This is a genomic window from Amycolatopsis sp. NPDC049688 (assembly GCF_040674975.1).
In the GTDB taxonomy this organism is placed as follows: Bacteria; Actinomycetota; Actinomycetes; order Mycobacteriales; family Pseudonocardiaceae; genus Amycolatopsis.
In genome coordinates this window covers 1-16,341 of record NZ_JBFANY010000004.1, presented here as the reverse complement: position 1 = coordinate 16,341, position 16,341 = coordinate 1, and the positions used below count along the sequence as shown (strand labels likewise).

The following is a 16,341-nucleotide window of genomic DNA, read 5'->3' as shown; positions in this document are numbered from 1 at the left end:
CGACTCTAACAGCTTCACAGGGCGTGTCCGCAGTCCGTGTGCGTTTTCCGTACCAAGGTTGCTCCGGCGGGTTGATCCACATCGCCGTCTTGGCGGAATCGCTTGACAGATGTGGATCACCCGGCCCGCCGGATTCGCGCCGTGACCTCGGTGTCAGGGGTTGCCCGGCTCCTCGGGCGGCAGCACGGTGATGGCGACGCCGGAGGGCGGGGTCGGGGTGTCGGCGTAGGCGACGGCCGGATCGGCCCAGCCGGGTTGCCGGCGCACCCAGGCCAGCACGGCGGCGGCGCCCGCGGCGACGGTCCCCCCGATCAGCAGCCACATCCCGGCGCCGAGGGTGACGTCGAGGTTCTCCCCGCCGGTGGCGACGGACCACCCGATGCCGTCCATGCCGACGGTGACGACGACCCCGGCGCCGAAGACGGCCCCGGCGGCAACCAGCCACCGCCCGCGTTCGGGCCGCACGAAGGCGGCGAGGGCCCCGGCGACCAGCACGGCGACGGCGAGCAGCAGCGGGATGCCGACGGGCGAGCCGGTCTGTTCGGTGACCTCCTGACCGGGGACGGCGAAGGAACTGCCCCAGGCGGTCTCGGTGACGGTCAGCTGGGCGTCGAGGAACCGCTGGACCGGGCCGAAGCTCTGCCGGATCCGGAAGAGAGGCAGGAAGGCCCCGAGAGCGGTCATCAGGGCGGCGACGAGGGCTAGGAGGGGCGGGAGGAAGCGAGGAAGGGGGTTGGGGGCCGGGGAGGTGGGAGCGGCGGTTTGCGGCGGCTCAGGGGCTGGTGAGGGCGCTGCGGGGGTACCGGGGAGCTGGGCGACCGGGAACGGGAGCGGCGCGGCGGGCTGGAGGGGCGCAGGTGGGGGTGGCTCGCCGGGGAAGAGCGCGCCCGCTCCCGGCTCGGGGCCGGCGGGGCGCGGGGCCTCGACCGGGAAGCTCAGCGGCTCGGCCTGCGGTGGACCGGCGGCGCTGCTGGGCATACCGCCCGCGAAGAGCTCACCCGGCGGCCCGTCCCGCGGCGGCTCGCCCACCTGCGGCCCCGCGGGCCGCGGGGCCTCGGCGGGGACCTGCAAGGGCGGAGTCCAAGCCTGCCCGGGCGGCGCCCCAGCTCCCGGCTCCGGGCCCGCAGGCCGCGGGGCCTCGACGGGGAAGCTCAACGGCGACTCCGCGGCGGCGGGCGGTGATCCCACCTGATCGGGTGGCTCCTGCGACGGTCTGTCCACCTCTTGATCCTGCGTCGGGCTGCCCCGCGGCGGCAAGGAATCCGGCCGCCCAACTGCACCCCGAACGCCGGAAGGCCCGCCTGGCGGACCAGGCGGGCCTTCCGGTTACGGCGAACTTCAGTTGGTGGTGGCGGAGCCACCGGCCGCTTCGAGCTTCTCCTTGGCGGAGCCGGAGAACGCGTCGGCGGTGACGTTCAGCTTGACGCCGTTCACGTCGCCGTTGCCGAGGACCTTCACCAGCTTGCCCTTGCGGACCAGGCCGCCCTTGACCAGCTCGTCGGCGCCGATGGTGCCGCCGTCCGGGAAGACGCGGGCGATGTCGCCCACGTTCACCGGCTGGTACTCGGTGCGGAAGCGGTTCTTGAAGCCGCGGAGCTTCGGGAGCCGCATCTGGATGGGCATCTGCCCACCCTCGAACCGGGCCGGCACGTTCTTCCGGGCCTTGGTGCCCTTCGTACCGCGACCGGCCGTCTTGCCCTTCGAACCCTCACCACGGCCCACGCGGATCTTGTCGCGCTTGGCGCCCGGAGCCGGACGCAGGTGGTGGATCTTGATGGCCGTCATGCCTGAACCTCCTCGACCTCCACCAGGTGGCGGACGGTGTGGATCAGGCCGCGCACCTGGGGGGTGTCTTCACGCACGACGCTCTGGCGGATCTTGCGCAGCCCGAGGGTGCGCAGCGACTCGCGGTGAGCGTGCTTCGTGCCGATCTTGCTCTTGACCTGCGTGACCTTGAGCTGAGCCATGTCAGACCCCCTGGCCGGCACGCTGGCGCAGCATCCGGGCCGGGGCGACGTCCTCGAGCGGCAGGCCACGGCGGGCCGCCACCTCTTCGGGACGCTGCAGACCCTTCAGGGCCGCCACGGTCGCGTGCACGATGTTGATCGCGTTGTCGGAGCCGAGCGACTTCGACAGCACGTCGTGGACACCCGCGCACTCCAGCACCGCGCGCACCGGGCCACCGGCGATGACGCCGGTACCGGCGGACGCCGGGCGGAGCAGCACGACACCGGCGGCTTCCTCACCCTGGATCGGGTGCGGGATGGTGCCGCCGACGCGCGGGACGCGGAAGAAGTTCTTCTTCGCTTCCTCGACGCCCTTGGCGATGGCCGCGGGAACTTCCTTGGCCTTGCCGTAGCCGACGCCGACCTGACCGTCGCCGTCGCCGACGACCACCAGGGCGGTGAAGCTGAAGCGACGACCACCCTTGACGACCTTGGCGACGCGGTTGATCGTCACGACCTTCTCGAGGTGCGGGGTCTTGTCCTGGGCCGCCCCGCCACGGCCGCTGTCGCGCCGGTCGCGGCGGTCGCGACGGTCACCGCGGTCGTTGCCGCCCTGCCCGCCGGGTCCACCCTGGCCGCCGCCGAATTGCCGTGTACGTCCCGGCATCAGGCTTTCCTTCCGTTAACAAGCTTCTGCATCGTCAGAACTCCAACCCCGCCTCACGGGCGGCGTCGGCGAGCGCGGCGATGCGGCCGTGGTAGGCGTTGCCCCCACGGTCGAACACCACAGCCGAGATCCCGGCGTTCTTGGCCCGCTCGGCGACGAGGGCCCCGACCTTGGCGGCCTTGGCCTTCTTGTCGCCGTCGACCGCCCGGACGTCCGCCTCGAGGGTGGACGCCGACACCAGCGTGTGGCCGGCGAGGTCGTCGATCACCTGCACGGCGATGTGCCGCGAGGACCGCTTGACGACCAGGCGCGGACGCTGCTCGGTGCCCGAGACCTTCTTGCGGAGCCGGAAGTGCCGACGGGCCTTCGCGACGCGGCGGCGGGTCGAGATGTCCTTGCCCACCGGCTTGCGCTTCGTAGTCGTGTCGCTCATGATCACTTACCCGTCTTTCCGACCTTGCGGCGGATCTTCTCACCCTCGTAGCGCAGGCCCTTGCCCTTGTACGGGTCCGGGCGCCGCAGCTTGCGGATGACGGCCGAGATCTGGCCGACCTTCTGCTTGTCGATGCCCGAGACCGAGAACCGGGTCGGGGTCTCCACCTTGAAGGTGATGCCCTCGGGGGCCTCGATCTTGACCGGGTGCGAGTAGCCGAGGGCGAACTCGAGGTCCGCGCCCTTGGCCTGCACGCGGTAACCCACGCCGTGGATTTCCATCTTCTTCTCGTAGCCGGCGGTGACGCCGACGACGAGGTTGTTCACCAGCGTGCGGGTGAGCCCGTGCAGCGCCTTGGAGGTGCGCTCGTCGTCCGGGCGCTTGACCAGCAGCGTGCCGTCTTCGTCGCGCTCGACGGTGATCGGCTCGGCGATGGTGTGCTCCAGGGTGCCCTTGGGCCCCTTGACCTTGATCTGCTGACCGTCGATGGTCACCTCGACCCCGGAAGGGACGGCGACCGGCAGCTTTCCGATGCGTGACATGCCTTTACCCCTTCCCTTACCAGACGTAGGCGAGGACTTCGCCGCCCACGCTGTTGCGCTTGGCCTGCCGGTCCGTCTGCAGGCCACCGGACGTCGAAATGATCGCGATGCCCAGGCCGCCGAGGACCGACGGCAGTTCGGTGGACTTTGCGTAGACCCGCAGACCCGGCTTGGAGACGCGGCGCAGGCCGGCGATGCTCCGCTCGCGGTTGGGGCCGTACTTGAGCTCGACGACGAGGTTCTTGTGCTTCTCGCCCGGCTCGTCGTGGTAACCCGCGATGTAACCCTCGCGCTTGAGGATCTCGGCGATGTTCGCCTTGAGCTTCGAGTGCGGGAGCTTGACCTCGTCGTGGTACGCCGAGTTCGCGTTGCGCAGACGCGTCAAGAAGTCTGCGATGGGGTCGGTCATCGTCATGGTGACCTGTCAACCTTTCTCGCCTGGTTCCCCGCCGCCCGGTACACGGGCGGCAGGGCCTGTGGCGAATCTGGAGTTAAAAAGAAGCTCTTACCAGCTGGACTTGCGGACGCCGGGCAGCTCGCCCGCGTGCGCCATCTCGCGAAGGCAGATCCGGCAGAGCCCGAACTTGCGGAACACGGCGTGCGGGCGGCCGCACCGCTGGCAGCGGGTGTAGGCGCGCACGGCGAACTTCGGCTTCTTCGCGGCCTTGTGGACCAGTGCTTTCTTGGCCATCGGCTCAGTTCTCCTTGAACGGGAAGCCGAGCTTGCGCAGCAGCGCCCGGCCCTCGTCGTCGTTCGTGGCGGTCGTGACGACGGTGACGTCCATGCCGCGGGGGCGGTCGATGGAGTCGGGGTCGATCTCGTGGAACATCGACTGCTCGTTGAGACCGAAGGTGTAGTTGCCGTGGCCGTCGAACTGCTTCGGCGAAAGCCCGCGGAAGTCGCGGATACGCGGCAGCGCGATGGTCAGCAGCCGGTCGAGGAACTCCCACATCCGGTCGCCGCGCAGCGTGACGCGCGCGCCGATCGGCTGGCCCTCGCGCAGCTTGAACTGCGCGATGGACTTGCGGGCCTTCCGGACCTCCGGCTTCTGGCCGGTGATCGCGGCGAGGTCGCGGACCGCGCCCTCGATCAGCTTGCTGTCGCGGGCGGCGTCGCCGACGCCCATGTTCACGACGACCTTCACGACGCCCGGGATCTGGTGGACGTTGGCGAAGGAGAACTCAGCCTGCAGCTGGCCCTTGATTTCCTCGCGGTACCGCACCTTGAGGCGCGGCGAGGTCTTCTCTGCGGTGGTCATCAGATGTCCTTACCGTTCCGGCGCGAGATCCGGACCTTCTTGCCGTCCTCGCCGATGCGGTAACCCACCCGGGCCGGCTTGCCGTCCGAGTCGACGACCATCACGTTCGAGACGTGGATGGGCGCCTCCTGCGTGACGATGCCGCCGGACTGCGCGCCGCGCTGGGTCTGGCTGATCCGCGTGTGCTTCTTGATCCGGTTCACGCCCTCGACCAGCACGCGCTCGCGCTCCGGGTAAGCCTGGATGACCTTGCCCTTGGCGCCCTTGTCCTTGCCGGCGATGACGACGACCGTGTCGCCCTTCTTCACCTTCATCACAGCACCTCCGGCGCGAGCGAAATGATCTTCATGAACTTTCGGTCGCGCAGCTCGCGGCCCACCGGGCCGAAGATGCGGGTGCCGCGGGGCTCGTTGTCGTTCTTGATGAGCACGGCGGCGTTCTCGTCGAACCGGATGTAGGAACCGTCCGGACGACGGCGCTCCTTGACCGTGCGGACGATGACGGCCTTGACGACGTCGCCCTTCTTCACCCCGGCAGCCGGGATGGCGTCCTTCACGGTGGCGACGATGATGTCGCCGATGCCGGCGTAGCGCCGCCCGGAGCCACCGAGAACCCGGATGCAGAGGATTTCCTTCGCACCCGTGTTGTCGGCTACCCGAAGCCGCGACTCCTGCTGGATCACGTCTACTCCTGTATGTCGCGCCGGTTCTCGCGGGGAAACCCGCGAGCCTTGCGGAACTAAGAACTCCGAAGAGCCCTGCTTACTTGGCCTTCTCCACGATCTGCACCAGGCGCCAGCGCTTCGTCGCCGACAGCGGGCGGGTCTCCATCAGGGTGACCCGGTCGCCCACGCCCGCCTCGTTGTTCTCGTCGTGCACCTTCACCTTGGAGGTGGAGCGGACGACCTTCGAGTAACGGGGGTGCTTCTTGCGGTCCTCGAGCTCGACCACGATCGTCTTGTTCATCTTGTCCGAGACGACGTAGCCCTCGCGGACCTTGCGGTCGTTCCGGGCCGGCGTCTCGGTGGTGGGCTCGCTCATGCGGCACCTTCACTCTCGGCGTCGGGGGCAACGGACAGGCCGAGTTCGCGCTCGCGCATGACCGTGTAGATCCGCGCGATGTCCGTGCGGACGGTGCGCAGACGGCGGTTGTTGTCGAGCTGCCCGGTCGCCATCTGGAAGCGGAGGTTGAACAGCTCCTCCTTGTATTCCTTCAGACGCAGGACGAGCTCTTCCGCGGTGAGCTCACGCAGCTCCGATGCCTGGGCACCTGCGTTAGCCATCAGAACTCACCACCTTCACGGGTCACGATGCGGCACTTCATGGGCAGCTTGTGGATCGCGCGGCGCAGCGCCTCGCGAGCCGTCTCCTCGTTCGGGAACGAGATCTCGAACATCACGCGACCCGGCTTCACGTTGGCGATCCACCACTCGGGCGAACCCTTACCGGAACCCATCCGGGTCTCGGCCGGCTTCTTGGTCAGCGGGCGGTCCGGGTAGATGGTCGTCCACACCTTGCCACCACGCTTGATGTGACGGGTCATGGCGATACGAGCGGACTCGATCTGCCGGTTCGTCACGTAGCTGTGCTCAAGCGCCTGGATGCCGTACTCGCCGAAGCTGACCTTCGTGCCACCCTTGGCGGCGCCGTGGCGCTTCGGGGAGTGCTGCTTCCGGTGCTTGACCCTGCGCGGGATGAGCACGTCTCAGCCCTCCGTCTTTTCTGCGGTCTCGGTGGCCGGGGCCGCCGGGGCCTCGGTCGTGGCGGCGGCGGCCGCACGACCGGCTTCGGTCGAGGTGGCGGTGGTGCCCGAGGCGCCGGAACGACGCGGACGGGACGGCCGGTCGCTGCGGTCGCGACCACCGCGCGGCGCGCGCTCGGCGGCGTCGCGGGCTTCGCGGGCCTTCAGGCCACCGACGAGCTCACCCTTGTAGATCCACACCTTGACGCCGATGCGGCCGAACGTCGTCTTGGCCTCGAAGAAGCCGTAGTCGATGTCGGCGCGCAGCGTGTGCAGCGGGACACGGCCGTCGCGGTAGTGCTCGGAGCGGGACATCTCGGCACCGCCGAGACGGCCGCCGCACTGCACGCGGATGCCCTTGACCTGCGGCGAGCGCATGGAGGTCTGGATCGCCTTCCGCATCGCGCGGCGGAACGCCACGCGGTTGGAGAGCTGCTCCGCGACCGCCTGGGCGACCAGCTGGGCGTCGGCCTCGGGGTTCTTGACCTCGAGGATGTTCAGCTGGACCTGCTTCTTGGTCAGCTTCTCCAGCGCGCCGCGGATCCGGTCGGCCTCCGCGCCGCGGCGGCCGATGACGATGCCCGGCCGGGCGGTGTGGATGTCCACGCGGACGCGGTCACGGGTGCGCTCGATCTCGACCTTGGAGATGCCCGCGCGCTCCATGCCGGTGGCGAGGAGCTTGCGGATCTTGACGTCCTCGGCCACGTACTCGGCGTACTGCTTGTCGGCGTACCAGCGCGACTTCCAGTCCGTGGTGATACCCAGGCGGAAACCGTGCGGGTTGATCTTCTGGCCCACTACCGGCCACCTGCCTTCTTCTTGCTCTGAGCCTTCTGCGCGACGGCGGGACGCGACTCCACCTCGACGGTGATGTGGCTGGTCCGCTTGCGGATCCGGTACGCGCGGCCCTGGGCCCGCGGGCGGATGCGCTTGAGGGTGGGGCCCTCGTCGGCGTACGCGTTCTTGACCCAGAGCGTCTCCGGGTCCAGCTGAAGGTTGTTCTCGGCGTTGGCCACGGCGCTGGCGAGCACCTTCGCGACCGGCTCGCTGGCCGCCTGGGGGGCGAACCGGAGCACGGCCAAGGCGTCGGCGGCGCTACGTCCCTTGATGAGCTCGATCACCCGGCGCACCTTGGTCGGCGAGTCCCGGACGAAGCGAGCCCGCGCGTACGCCGTAGGCAGAGCCTCGGTCGTCGCGTCGTTCTGGGCGTTCATCGCTACTTCCCTTGTTCTCTCTCGTGCCCGCTCAGCGGCGGCGCGACTTGCGGTCGTCCTTGATGTGGCCCTTGAAGGTCCGCGTCGGGGCGAACTCGCCCAGCTTGTGACCCACCATCGCCTCGGTGACGAACACCGGGACGTGCTTGCGGCCGTCGTGCACCGCGATCGTGTGTCCCAGGAAGTCCGGGATGATCGTCGAGCGGCGCGACCAGGTCTTGATGACCGTCTTCTTGCCCGATTCGTTCAGCGCGTCCACCTTCTTGAGCAGGTGGTCGTCCACGAACGGGCCCTTCTTAAGGCTGCGTGGCATGTGCTTCTACCTCCCTGCTCAGCGCTTCTTGCCGGTACGCCGGCGGCGGACGATGAGGGCGTCGGACGCCTTGCGGCGACGCGTGCGGCCCTCGGGCTTACCGTTCGGGTTGACCGGGTGGCGACCACCGGAGGTCTTGCCCTCACCACCACCGTGCGGGTGGTCGACCGGGTTCATGACGACACCGCGGACCGTGGGGCGCTTGCCGCGCCAGCGGTTGCGGCCGGCCTTGCCCCAGTTGATGTTGGCGTGCTCGGAGTTGCCGACCTCGCCGACCGTGGCGCGGTTGCGCACGTCCACGTTGCGGATCTCGCCCGAGGGGAGACGCAGCTGGGCGTACGGACCGTCCTTGGCGACGAGCTGCACCTTCGCGCCCGCGGACCGCGCCATCTTCGCGCCGCCGCCGGGGCGGAGCTCGATCGCGTGGATCACGGTGCCGACCGGGATGTTGCGCAGCGGCAGGTTGTTGCCCGGCTTGATGTCGGCCCGGGGGCCGTTCTCGACGGTGTCGCCCTGCTTCAGCTTCTCCGGCGCGATGATGTAGCGCTTCTCGCCGTCGGCGTAGTGCAGCAGCGCGATGCGAGCCGACCGGTTGGGGTCGTACTCGATGTGCGCGACCTTGGCGGGGATGCCGTCCTTGTCATTGCGACGGAAGTCGATGACGCGGTAGGCGCGCTTGTGGCCGCCACCCTTGTGCCGGGTGGTGATCTTGCCGGACGAGTTGCGACCGCCCGAACCGCTCAGCGGACGAAGCAGCGACTTCTCCGGGGTGGAGCGGGTGATCTCGGCGAAGTCCGAGACGCTCGAACCGCGACGACCGGGGGTCGTCGGCTTGTACTTGCGGATGCCCATTGTCAGCTCAGTCCTTTACGCGGTGGGTCCGCCGAAGATCTCGATCGCCTTGCTCTCGGGCGAAAGAGTCACGATGGCGCGCTTGGTGTCCTTGCGCTTGCCGAAGCCGGCGCGAGTCCGCTTCCGCTTGCCCTGGCGGTTGGCCGTGTTGACGCTGACCACCTTGACGCCGAACACCTTCTCGACCGCGATCTTGATCTGGGTCTTGTTGGCGTCCGGGCGGACGATGAACGTGTACTTGTGGTCCTCGAGCAGCCCGTAGGACTTCTCGGAGATGACCGGCGCGAGCAGGATGTCGCGGGGGTCCGGAATGGCGACCGAACTCACTTCTCGTCACTCCCTTCCGTGACCTCGCCCGACCGCGCGGAAGCCTTGACGGTCTTACCGCGGACGGGGCCGGCGACGAACGCGTCGTACGCGGCCTTGGTGAACACGACGTCGTCGTTGACCAGCACGTCGTAGGTGTTGAGCTGGTCGGCCCAGAGGATGTGCACCTCGGGCAGGTTCCGCAGGGAAACCCAGCTCAGCTCGTCCGCCCGGTCCAGCACCACGAGCACGCGCTTCGCGGCCGTCACGGCGGCGAGGGCGGTCTTGGCGGCCTTGGTGGACGGCTTCTCGCCGGTCACCAGCTCGGTGACGACGTGCAGCTGGCCGGCGCGGGCCCGGTCGGAGAGGGCGCCACGCAGGGCGGCGGCCTTCATCTTCTTCGGGGTGCGCTGGGTGTAGTCGCGCGGCGTGGGGCCGTGCACGACGCCACCGCCGACGAACTGCGGCGCGCGGGTCGAACCCTGGCGGGCACGGCCGGTGCCCTTCTGGCGGTACGGCTTCTTGCCGCCACCGCGAACCTCACCACGGGTCTTCGTGTCGTGCGTGCCCTGGCGCGCGGCGGCCTGCTGGGCCACCACGACCTGGTGCATCAGCGCGACATTGGCCTGCACGTCGAAGATCTCCGCGGGGAGATCGACCGTGCCGTCGGCTTTACCGGCCGGGGTCTTCAGCTCGACGCTTGTCATTCGGAGTTACCACCCTTCGCGGCGCTGCGCACGAACAGCAGGCCGCCCTTGGGACCGGGCACAGCGCCCTTGATCAGCAGCAGGCCGTCCTCGGCACGCACGGCGTGCACGGTCAGGTTCTGCGTGGTGACCCGGTCGTTGCCCATCCGGCCCGCCATGCGCAGGCCCTTGAAGACGCGGCCGGGGGTGGCGCAGCCACCGATCGAACCCGGCTTGCGGTGCACGGCCTGGGCACCGTGGCTCGCGCCCTGGCCCTTGAAGCCGTGGCGCTTCATGACACCCGCGTAGCCCTTGCCCTTGCTGGTCCCGGTCACGTCGACCTCGACGCCGGCGGCGAACACCTCGGCGGTGATCTCCTGGCCGACCTCGTAGGTCTCGGCGTCGGTGGTGCGCAGCTCGGCGAGGAACCGGCGCGGGGTCACGCCCGCCTTGTCGAAGTGGCCGGTGCGCGGCTTGTTCACCTTGCGCGGGTCGACCGCGCCGAACGCCAGCTGCACGGCCGCGTAGCCGTCCTTGTCCTGGGTCCGAACCTGGGTGACCACGTTCGGACCGGCCTTCACGACGGTGACCGGGACAACCCGGTTCTGCTCGTCGAAGACCTGGGTCATGCCGAGCTTGGTGCCCAGGATGCCCTTCATCTGCCTGTCAGACATGAGTCTCTTATCTCCGCCGCTCGCCCAACGCTTACTGGATGTTGACGTCGACGCTCGCCGGCAGGTCGATGCGCATGAGCGCGTCGACCGTCTTCGGCGTCGGGTCGAGGATGTCGATCAGACGCTTGTGCGTGCGCATCTCGAAGTGCTCGCGCGAGTCCTTGTACTTGTGCGGCGAGCGGATGACGCAGTAAACGTTCTTCTCGGTGGGCAGCGGCACCGGCCCGACAACCCGGGCGCCGGTGCGCGTGACCGTCTCCACGATCTTGCGCGCCGAGGTGTCGATCGCCTCGTGGTCGTAGGCCTTGAGCCGGATGCGGATCTTCTGTCCCGCCATGGTGGCTGCTCGTTCCTTGTCGTCTCGTGCCGCTATCTCACAAACCCCGCCGGGTGTTTCCACCCTGACGCTGGGTTTCCGCAGTTCAACGGCCCTGTCCCCGGTCCACGCGGTCGGGCGTGTCGCGCCCGACGCACAGACGGATCCCGCGGGATCGTCGTCTTGCCTGGTCTTCCTCAACGTGAGGAGGCGTTGAGTCGGCACCGCTTTTGGCAAGCACTGTCGTCTCACTGCCTTTGCCCGCTCGCCTCACCCGAAGGAAAGAGCTCCGCGGACCGTGGCCACTCGCACCGAGGCGGCCGGACCCTCGAAGGGATCGGCCGCCCCAGGACGAGCAACCAAAATAGTGTCGCACACGTGAGTTGACGCCCTGCACCCGGGGGTGTATTACCCGGGCGCAGGGCGCCTACGTCACTTGATGATCTTGGTGACCTGACCCGCGCCGACGGTCCGGCCACCCTCGCGGATGGCGAAGCGCAGACCCTCGTCCATCGCGACCGGCTGGATCAGCTGGACCGAGATGTCGGTGTTGTCGCCCGGCATGACCATCTCGGTGCCCTCGGGGAGGGTCACGACGCCGGTCACGTCGGTGGTGCGGAAGTAGAACTGCGGGCGGTAGTTGTTGAAGAACGGGGTGTGACGGCCACCCTCGTCCTTCGACAGGATGTAGACCCGGCCCTCGAAGTCGGTGTGCGGGGTGGTGGTGCCCGGCTTCACGACGACCTGGCCGCGCTCGACGTCCTCGCGCTTGATGCCGCGGACCAGCAGGCCGACGTTGTCGCCCGCCTGGCCCGAGTCGAGCAGCTTGCGGAACATCTCGACACCGGTGACGGTGGTCTTGGTCGACTTCTCGCGGATACCCACGATCTCGACCTCTTCGTTGACGTTGATCTGGCCGCGCTCGACGCGACCGGTCACCACGGTGCCACGACCGGTGATGGTGAAGACGTCCTCGATCGGCATCAGGAACGGCTTGTCGAGCTCACGCACCGGGTCCGGCACGTTGTCGTCGACGGCGGTCATCAGCTCGAGAACGGCCTCGGACCACTTCTCGTCGCCCTCGAGGGCCTTCAGGCCGGAAACGCGCACGACCGGCGCGTCGTCGCCCGGGAACTCCTGCGAGGACAGCAGCTCGCGGACCTCCAGCTCGACGAGCTCGAGGATCTCCTCGTCGTCGACCATGTCGGCCTTGTTCAGCGCGACCACGATGTAGGGCACGCCGACCTGGCGGGCGAGCAGCACGTGCTCACGGGTCTGCGGCATCGGGCCGTCGGTGGCGGCCACGACCAGGATCGCGCCGTCCATCTGGGCGGCACCGGTGATCATGTTCTTGATGTAGTCCGCGTGACCCGGGGCGTCCACGTGGGCGTAGTGACGCTTCTCGGTCTGGTACTCGACGTGCGAGATGTTGATCGTGATGCCGCGCTGCTTCTCTTCCGGCGCGTTGTCGATCTGGTCGAACGCCCGCGACTCGTTCAGCTCCGGGTACTTGTCGTGCAGCACCTTGGTGATGGCCGCGGTCAGAGTCGTCTTGCCGTGGTCAACGTGACCGATGGTGCCGATGTTGACGTGCGGCTTGGTCCGCTCGAATTTCGCCTTCGCCACTGGAATGTCCTCCTGGACTGATTTCGCTTTGTGCTCGTGGGGCGGCGTGGCTGCCGCCCCACGATTGTTCCTTCGTCGGTGCTGCGGACGTTCAGGAGAGTCCCTTAATGCCCGCGAGCGCTGAGGGGTTTTACTCCCCCGTCGCCTTCGCGATGATTTCCTTCGCGACGTTCGCGGGAACCTCGGCGTAGGAGTCGAACACCATGGAGTAGTTCGCCCGGCCCTGGGTGCGGGACCGCAGGTCGCCGACGTAGCCGAACATCTCCGACAGCGGGACCAGCGCCTTCACGACGCGGGTACCGGACCGCTCCTCCATGGCCTGGATCTGACCACGGCGGGAGTTGAGGTCACCGATGACGTCACCCATGTAGTCCTCGGGCGTGGTCACCTCGACCGCCATCATCGGCTCCAGGATCACCGGGCCGGCCTTCTTCGCGGCTTCCTTCATCGCCATGGAACCGGCGATCTTGAACGCCATCTCCGAAGAGTCGACCTCGTGGTACGCACCATCCAACAGGGTGAACTTCAACCCGACGAGCGGGTAGCCGGCCAGAACGCCGTACTGCATCGCGTCCTGCGCGCCCGCGTCCACCGACGGGATGTACTCCCGAGGCACGCGACCACCGGTCACCTTGTTGTCGAACTCGTAGAGCGCGCCGTCGGTGCGCTCGAGCGGCTCCAGCTTCACGATGACCTTCGCGAACTGGCCGGAACCACCGGTCTGCTTCTTGTGGACGTAGTCGAGCTTCTCGACCGTCTTCTTGATCGTCTCACGGTAGGCGACCTGCGGCTTGCCGATGTTCGCCTCGACCTTGTAGTCGGACTTCATCCGGTTCACCAGCACCTCGAGGTGCAGCTCGCCCATGCCCGCGATGATCGTCTGGCCGGTGTCCTCGTCCAGCTTGACCTGGAACGTCGGGTCCTCTTCGGCCAGCTTCTGGATCGCCAGGGACAGCTTCTCCTGGTCGGCCTTCGTCTTCGGCTCGATCGCGACCCGGATGACCGGCTCGGGGAACGTCATCGACTCCAGCACGATCGGGTTCTGCGGGTCCGCCAGGGTGTCACCCGTGGTGGTGTCCTTCAGCCCGATGACCGCGTAGATGTGGCCGACCTGGGCGTCGTCGACCGGGTTCTCCTTGTTGGAGTGCATCTGGAAGATCTTCCCGATGCGCTCCTTGCGCTCCTTGGTCGCGTTGATGACCTGTGCGCCGGAAGCGACCTTGCCCGAGTACACCCGGATGTAGGTCAGCTTGCCGAAGAACGGGTGCGCCGCGATCTTGAACGCGAGAGCCGCGAACGGCTCGTCGACCGACGCCTTGCGGGTCGCCGTGGTCTCGCCGTCGGGCAGCAGGCCCTCGACGGCCGGGACGTCCAGCGGCGACGGCAGGTAGTCGATCACCGCGTCGAGCATGGGCTGCACGCCCTTGTTCTTGAACGCGGAACCGGCCAGGACCGGGAACGCCGCCCGGGTGATCACGAGCTTGCGGATGCCGGCCTTGATCTCGGCCTCCGACAGCTCTTCGCCCTCGAGGAACTTCTCCATCAGGGAGTCGTCGGTCTCGGCGACGGTCTCGACCAGCTTCTCGCGGTATTCCGCGGCCCGGTCGGCCAGGTCGGCCGGGATCTCCTCGACCGCGTAGTCCTCGCCCTTCTGCACCTCGCCGCGCCAGACCAGGGCCTTCATCCGGACCAGGTCGACGACGCCTTCGAAGTCGTTCTCGGCGCCGATGGGCAGCTGGATCGCCAGCGGCTTGACGCCGAGGCGCTCCTCGATGGTGCGCAGGGTGTAGTAGAAGTCCGCACCCAGCTTGTCCATCTTGTTGACGAAGCAGATGCGCGGGACGTCGTACTTGTCCGCCTGCCGCCAGACCTGCTCGGACTGCGGCTCGACACCTTCCTTGCCGTCGAAGACGGCGACCGCGCCGTCGAGCACCCGCAGGTTGCGCTCCACCTCGACGGTGAAGTCGACGTGCCCGGGGGTGTCGATCAGGTTGATCTGGTGGTCGTCCCAGAAGGTGGTGGTGGCAGCCGAGGTGATGGTGATACCCCGCTTCTGCTCCTCCTCCATCCAGTCCATGGTGGCGGCGCCGTCGTGGACTTCACCGATCTTGTAGTTGACCCCGGTGTAGAACAGGATCCGCTCGGTGGTCGTCGTCTTGCCGGCGTCGATGTGGGCCATGATGCCGATGTTGCGGACCTTGTTCAGGTCGGTCAGCACTTCACGTGCCACGAGAGTGTTCCCCTGTTCTCAAGCTTGGGGCCCGGCATGGCTTGGTCGACAGCCGGGCGGTCATCACCAGCGGTAGTGCGCGAAGGCCCGGTTGGACTCGGCCATCTTGTGCGTGTCTTCGCGACGCTTCACCGAGGCACCGAGGCCGTTGGAAGCGTCCAGCAGTTCGTTCTGCAGGCGCTCGATCATCGTCTTCTCGCGGCGGGCCTGCGAGAAGGAGACCAGCCAGCGCAGCGCCAGCGTGGTGGAGCGGCCCGGCTTGACCTCGATCGGCACCTGGTAGGTGGCACCACCGACGCGGCGGCTCTTCACCTCGATGGTGGGCTTCACGTTGTCGAGGGCGCGCTTCAGCGTGACGACCGGGTCGGTGCCCGTCTTCTCGCGAGCGCCTTCGAGCGCGCCGTACACGATGCGCTCGGCCAGGGACCGCTTCCCGTCCTTCAGCACCTTGTTCACCAGCTGGGTGACCAGCGGGGAGGCGTAGACGGGGTCGGAGATCAGCGGCCGCTTCGGGGCCGGACCCTTGCGGGGCATTAGCTCTTCTCCTTCTTCGCGCCGTACCGGCTGCGCGCCTGCTTGCGGTTCTTGACACCCTGGGTGTCGAGCGAACCGCGGATGATCTTGTAACGGACACCCGGAAGGTCCTTCACACGACCACCGCGCACGAGCACCATCGAGTGCTCCTGCAGGTTGTGGCCCTCACCGGGGATGTAGGCGGTGACCTCGATGCCGCTGGTCAGCTTCACACGCGCGACCTTGCGCAGCGCCGAGTTCGGCTTCTTGGGGGTCGTGGTGTACACGCGGGTGCACACGCCACGCCGCTGCGGGCTCCCCTTGAGGGCCGCCGTCTTCTGCTTGGCAGCCTTGTCCTGGCGGCCCTTGCGGACCAGCTGCTGGATCGTGGGCAATGGACCAGCTTCCTGTCGTGATCTGCTTCTTCGTGTCTTCACCGGCCCCCGCGGTCGGGCGTGTCGGCCCGCGTCACGGTCTCGCGACCGGTAACTTCCCGGAGGGATTTCCGTCGGAACCCCGACCTGCCGAAGCCGGTGACCGGGTGCCGAAGCACCCCGACCATGCCGCACGGCACGCGGAGCGGCCCGACGCATGCCGGGCACGGTCTCCAAAGATACCCGCCCGGGTCCGGGAGGAGCGCGGCGGGGGGTCTGTAGGTCTCAGTGGGGCGACGAACCTCCAGCGTACCTCTCAACGCCCCGGGCCTGCGGGACATTCCCACGCCTCGGGTCGCGGGGCGATCACGGTGGTGGGATGTGGGCGGTTCCGGCTGGCGGGGTGGTTCGCGGGGTCGGAGCCGGCTCGCGACGCTGGAGCGGCAAGGGGCTGCTCGAGGGCCGTGGGGGCCGCAAGGCGCCTACAGCATCACCACATGCGAACCGGCGGCCGGCAGCGCAAGCCGACCAACGACGTCACCAGACCTCCCCTGCCCCTCATCCTCAGCCTTCCCTTCAGCCGGCGGTCGGGTTTGTCAAGGCACGCTTTCCCCCCATAGAAAACCGAACCGCCCCGGGCAGAAAAACAA

At 68.2% G+C, this 16,341-nt stretch carries 26 protein-coding genes; all 26 read right to left on the bottom strand.

The window, feature by feature from the left end:
- Positions 1-153: 153 nt before the first annotated feature.
- Entirely contained in the window at positions 154-684 is a 531-nt protein-coding gene (locus AB0J55_RS15385; RefSeq protein ID WP_364248220.1) for a hypothetical protein, read from the bottom strand.
- 654 nt (positions 685-1,338) lie between these two features.
- The gene (rplO, locus tag AB0J55_RS15380) at positions 1,339-1,785 is read right to left on the bottom strand and encodes a 50S ribosomal protein L15 (RefSeq protein ID WP_086842934.1); all 447 of its coding nucleotides are present in this window, start codon (positions 1,783-1,785) and stop codon (positions 1,339-1,341) included.
- Positions 1,782-1,967, bottom strand: coding sequence for a 50S ribosomal protein L30 (rpmD, locus tag AB0J55_RS15375; protein ID WP_004558875.1), 186 nt, complete (start codon positions 1,965-1,967; stop codon positions 1,782-1,784). The genes rplO and rpmD overlap by 4 nt, the downstream gene beginning before the upstream one ends.
- 1 nt (position 1,968) lies before the next feature.
- The gene (rpsE, locus tag AB0J55_RS15370; protein ID WP_004558874.1) at positions 1,969-2,613 is read right to left on the bottom strand and encodes a 30S ribosomal protein S5; all 645 of its coding nucleotides are present in this window, start codon (positions 2,611-2,613) and stop codon (positions 1,969-1,971) included.
- A gap of 34 nt (positions 2,614-2,647) precedes the next feature.
- Positions 2,648-3,046, bottom strand: a complete 399-nt coding sequence (gene rplR / locus AB0J55_RS15365; protein WP_004558873.1) for a 50S ribosomal protein L18 — start codon at positions 3,044-3,046, stop codon at positions 2,648-2,650.
- Positions 3,047-3,048: 2 nt separating this feature from the next.
- Entirely contained in the window at positions 3,049-3,588 is a 540-nt protein-coding gene (gene rplF, locus AB0J55_RS15360; RefSeq protein ID WP_364248217.1) for a 50S ribosomal protein L6, read from the bottom strand.
- Between the two features lie 16 nt (positions 3,589-3,604).
- Positions 3,605-4,003: a 30S ribosomal protein S8 gene (gene rpsH, locus AB0J55_RS15355; RefSeq protein WP_004558871.1), complete on the bottom strand. Its 399-nt coding sequence runs from the start codon at positions 4,001-4,003 to the stop codon at positions 3,605-3,607.
- Positions 4,004-4,093: 90 nt separating this feature from the next.
- On the bottom strand, positions 4,094-4,279 hold the full coding sequence (locus AB0J55_RS15350; protein ID WP_004558870.1) for a type Z 30S ribosomal protein S14: 186 nt from the start codon (positions 4,277-4,279) through the stop codon (positions 4,094-4,096).
- 4 nt (positions 4,280-4,283) lie between these two features.
- Positions 4,284-4,847, bottom strand: a complete 564-nt coding sequence (gene rplE / locus AB0J55_RS15345) for a 50S ribosomal protein L5 (protein WP_004558869.1) — start codon at positions 4,845-4,847, stop codon at positions 4,284-4,286.
- Positions 4,847-5,161, bottom strand: coding sequence for a 50S ribosomal protein L24 (gene rplX / locus AB0J55_RS15340; protein WP_013222610.1), 315 nt, complete (start codon positions 5,159-5,161; stop codon positions 4,847-4,849). The genes rplE and rplX overlap by 1 nt, the downstream gene beginning before the upstream one ends.
- Entirely contained in the window at positions 5,161-5,529 is a 369-nt protein-coding gene (gene rplN / locus AB0J55_RS15335; protein WP_004558867.1) for a 50S ribosomal protein L14, read from the bottom strand. Before rplN ends, rplX begins: the two co-directional genes overlap by 1 nt.
- 79 nt (positions 5,530-5,608) lie before the next feature.
- Complete coding sequence (gene rpsQ, locus AB0J55_RS15330) at positions 5,609-5,887, bottom strand: 30S ribosomal protein S17 (protein WP_043781942.1); 279 nt, start codon at positions 5,885-5,887, stop codon at positions 5,609-5,611.
- Complete coding sequence (gene rpmC, locus AB0J55_RS15325) at positions 5,884-6,129, bottom strand: 50S ribosomal protein L29 (protein WP_191316653.1); 246 nt, start codon at positions 6,127-6,129, stop codon at positions 5,884-5,886. Before rpmC ends, rpsQ begins: the two co-directional genes overlap by 4 nt.
- Positions 6,129-6,548 carry a 50S ribosomal protein L16 gene (gene rplP / locus AB0J55_RS15320; protein ID WP_004558864.1) on the bottom strand — a complete coding sequence of 140 codons (420 nt, stop codon included), beginning with the start codon at positions 6,546-6,548 and terminating at the stop codon, positions 6,129-6,131. The genes rpmC and rplP overlap by 1 nt, the downstream gene beginning before the upstream one ends.
- 3 nt (positions 6,549-6,551) lie before the next feature.
- The gene (gene rpsC / locus AB0J55_RS15315) at positions 6,552-7,385 is read right to left on the bottom strand and encodes a 30S ribosomal protein S3 (RefSeq protein ID WP_176173271.1); all 834 of its coding nucleotides are present in this window, start codon (positions 7,383-7,385) and stop codon (positions 6,552-6,554) included.
- Positions 7,385-7,801, bottom strand: a complete 417-nt coding sequence (gene rplV, locus AB0J55_RS15310) for a 50S ribosomal protein L22 (RefSeq protein WP_003102079.1) — start codon at positions 7,799-7,801, stop codon at positions 7,385-7,387. Before rplV ends, rpsC begins: the two co-directional genes overlap by 1 nt.
- Positions 7,802-7,832: 31 nt before the next feature.
- Entirely contained in the window at positions 7,833-8,114 is a 282-nt protein-coding gene (gene rpsS, locus AB0J55_RS15305; protein ID WP_003102083.1) for a 30S ribosomal protein S19, read from the bottom strand.
- Between the two features lie 18 nt (positions 8,115-8,132).
- Positions 8,133-8,966 carry a 50S ribosomal protein L2 gene (gene rplB, locus AB0J55_RS15300; RefSeq protein ID WP_310967696.1) on the bottom strand — a complete coding sequence of 278 codons (834 nt, stop codon included), beginning with the start codon at positions 8,964-8,966 and terminating at the stop codon, positions 8,133-8,135.
- A 15-nt stretch (positions 8,967-8,981) separates the two neighbouring features.
- Entirely contained in the window at positions 8,982-9,293 is a 312-nt protein-coding gene (gene rplW, locus AB0J55_RS15295) for a 50S ribosomal protein L23 (protein ID WP_003102087.1), read from the bottom strand.
- The gene (rplD, locus tag AB0J55_RS15290) at positions 9,290-9,979 is read right to left on the bottom strand and encodes a 50S ribosomal protein L4 (RefSeq protein ID WP_364248212.1); all 690 of its coding nucleotides are present in this window, start codon (positions 9,977-9,979) and stop codon (positions 9,290-9,292) included. Before rplD ends, rplW begins: the two co-directional genes overlap by 4 nt.
- Complete coding sequence (rplC, locus tag AB0J55_RS15285; protein WP_003102093.1) at positions 9,976-10,632, bottom strand: 50S ribosomal protein L3; 657 nt, start codon at positions 10,630-10,632, stop codon at positions 9,976-9,978. Before rplC ends, rplD begins: the two co-directional genes overlap by 4 nt.
- 31 nt (positions 10,633-10,663) lie before the next feature.
- Positions 10,664-10,969, bottom strand: coding sequence for a 30S ribosomal protein S10 (rpsJ, locus tag AB0J55_RS15280; protein WP_003102098.1), 306 nt, complete (start codon positions 10,967-10,969; stop codon positions 10,664-10,666).
- 411 nt (positions 10,970-11,380) lie between these two features.
- Positions 11,381-12,574 carry an elongation factor Tu gene (tuf, locus tag AB0J55_RS15275; RefSeq protein WP_091304691.1) on the bottom strand — a complete coding sequence of 398 codons (1,194 nt, stop codon included), beginning with the start codon at positions 12,572-12,574 and terminating at the stop codon, positions 11,381-11,383.
- Positions 12,575-12,704: 130 nt separating this feature from the next.
- Positions 12,705-14,804, bottom strand: a complete 2,100-nt coding sequence (fusA, locus tag AB0J55_RS15270) for an elongation factor G (protein WP_364248210.1) — start codon at positions 14,802-14,804, stop codon at positions 12,705-12,707.
- Between the two features lie 63 nt (positions 14,805-14,867).
- Complete coding sequence (gene rpsG, locus AB0J55_RS15265) at positions 14,868-15,338, bottom strand: 30S ribosomal protein S7 (protein WP_003102106.1); 471 nt, start codon at positions 15,336-15,338, stop codon at positions 14,868-14,870.
- Positions 15,338-15,712: a 30S ribosomal protein S12 gene (gene rpsL, locus AB0J55_RS15260; protein WP_003102113.1), complete on the bottom strand. Its 375-nt coding sequence runs from the start codon at positions 15,710-15,712 to the stop codon at positions 15,338-15,340. Before rpsL ends, rpsG begins: the two co-directional genes overlap by 1 nt.
- Positions 15,713-16,341 lie beyond the last annotated feature (629 nt).

Coding starts and splice junctions, on each gene's coding strand:
- AB0J55_RS15385 (WP_364248220.1), bottom strand. CDS start 684: ATGACCGCTCTCGGGGCCTTCCTGCCTCTCTTCCGGATCCGGCAGAGC.
- rplO (WP_086842934.1), bottom strand. CDS start 1,785: ATGACGGCCATCAAGATCCACCACCTGCGTCCGGCTCCGGGCGCCAAG.
- rpmD (WP_004558875.1), bottom strand. CDS start 1,967: ATGGCTCAGCTCAAGGTCACGCAGGTCAAGAGCAAGATCGGCACGAAG.
- rpsE (WP_004558874.1), bottom strand. CDS start 2,613: ATGCCGGGACGTACACGGCAATTCGGCGGCGGCCAGGGTGGACCCGGC.
- rplR (WP_004558873.1), bottom strand. CDS start 3,046: ATGAGCGACACGACTACGAAGCGCAAGCCGGTGGGCAAGGACATCTCG.
- rplF (WP_364248217.1), bottom strand. CDS start 3,588: ATGTCACGCATCGGAAAGCTGCCGGTCGCCGTCCCTTCCGGGGTCGAG.
- rpsH (WP_004558871.1), bottom strand. CDS start 4,003: ATGACGATGACCGACCCCATCGCAGACTTCTTGACGCGTCTGCGCAAC.
- AB0J55_RS15350 (WP_004558870.1), bottom strand. CDS start 4,279: ATGGCCAAGAAAGCACTGGTCCACAAGGCCGCGAAGAAGCCGAAGTTC.
- rplE (WP_004558869.1), bottom strand. CDS start 4,847: ATGACCACCGCAGAGAAGACCTCGCCGCGCCTCAAGGTGCGGTACCGC.
- rplX (WP_013222610.1), bottom strand. CDS start 5,161: ATGAAGGTGAAGAAGGGCGACACGGTCGTCGTCATCGCCGGCAAGGAC.
- rpsQ (WP_043781942.1), bottom strand. CDS start 5,887: ATGAGCGAGCCCACCACCGAGACGCCGGCCCGGAACGACCGCAAGGTC.
- rpmC (WP_191316653.1), bottom strand. CDS start 6,129: ATGGCTAACGCAGGTGCCCAGGCATCGGAGCTGCGTGAGCTCACCGCG.
- rplV (WP_003102079.1), bottom strand. CDS start 7,801: ATGAACGCCCAGAACGACGCGACGACCGAGGCTCTGCCTACGGCGTAC.
- rpsS (WP_003102083.1), bottom strand. CDS start 8,114: ATGCCACGCAGCCTTAAGAAGGGCCCGTTCGTGGACGACCACCTGCTC.
- rplB (WP_310967696.1), bottom strand. CDS start 8,966: ATGGGCATCCGCAAGTACAAGCCGACGACCCCCGGTCGTCGCGGTTCG.
- rplD (WP_364248212.1), bottom strand. CDS start 9,979: ATGACAAGCGTCGAGCTGAAGACCCCGGCCGGTAAAGCCGACGGCACG.
- rplC (WP_003102093.1), bottom strand. CDS start 10,632: ATGTCTGACAGGCAGATGAAGGGCATCCTGGGCACCAAGCTCGGCATG.
- rpsJ (WP_003102098.1), bottom strand. CDS start 10,969: ATGGCGGGACAGAAGATCCGCATCCGGCTCAAGGCCTACGACCACGAG.
- rpsG (WP_003102106.1), bottom strand. CDS start 15,338: ATGCCCCGCAAGGGTCCGGCCCCGAAGCGGCCGCTGATCTCCGACCCC.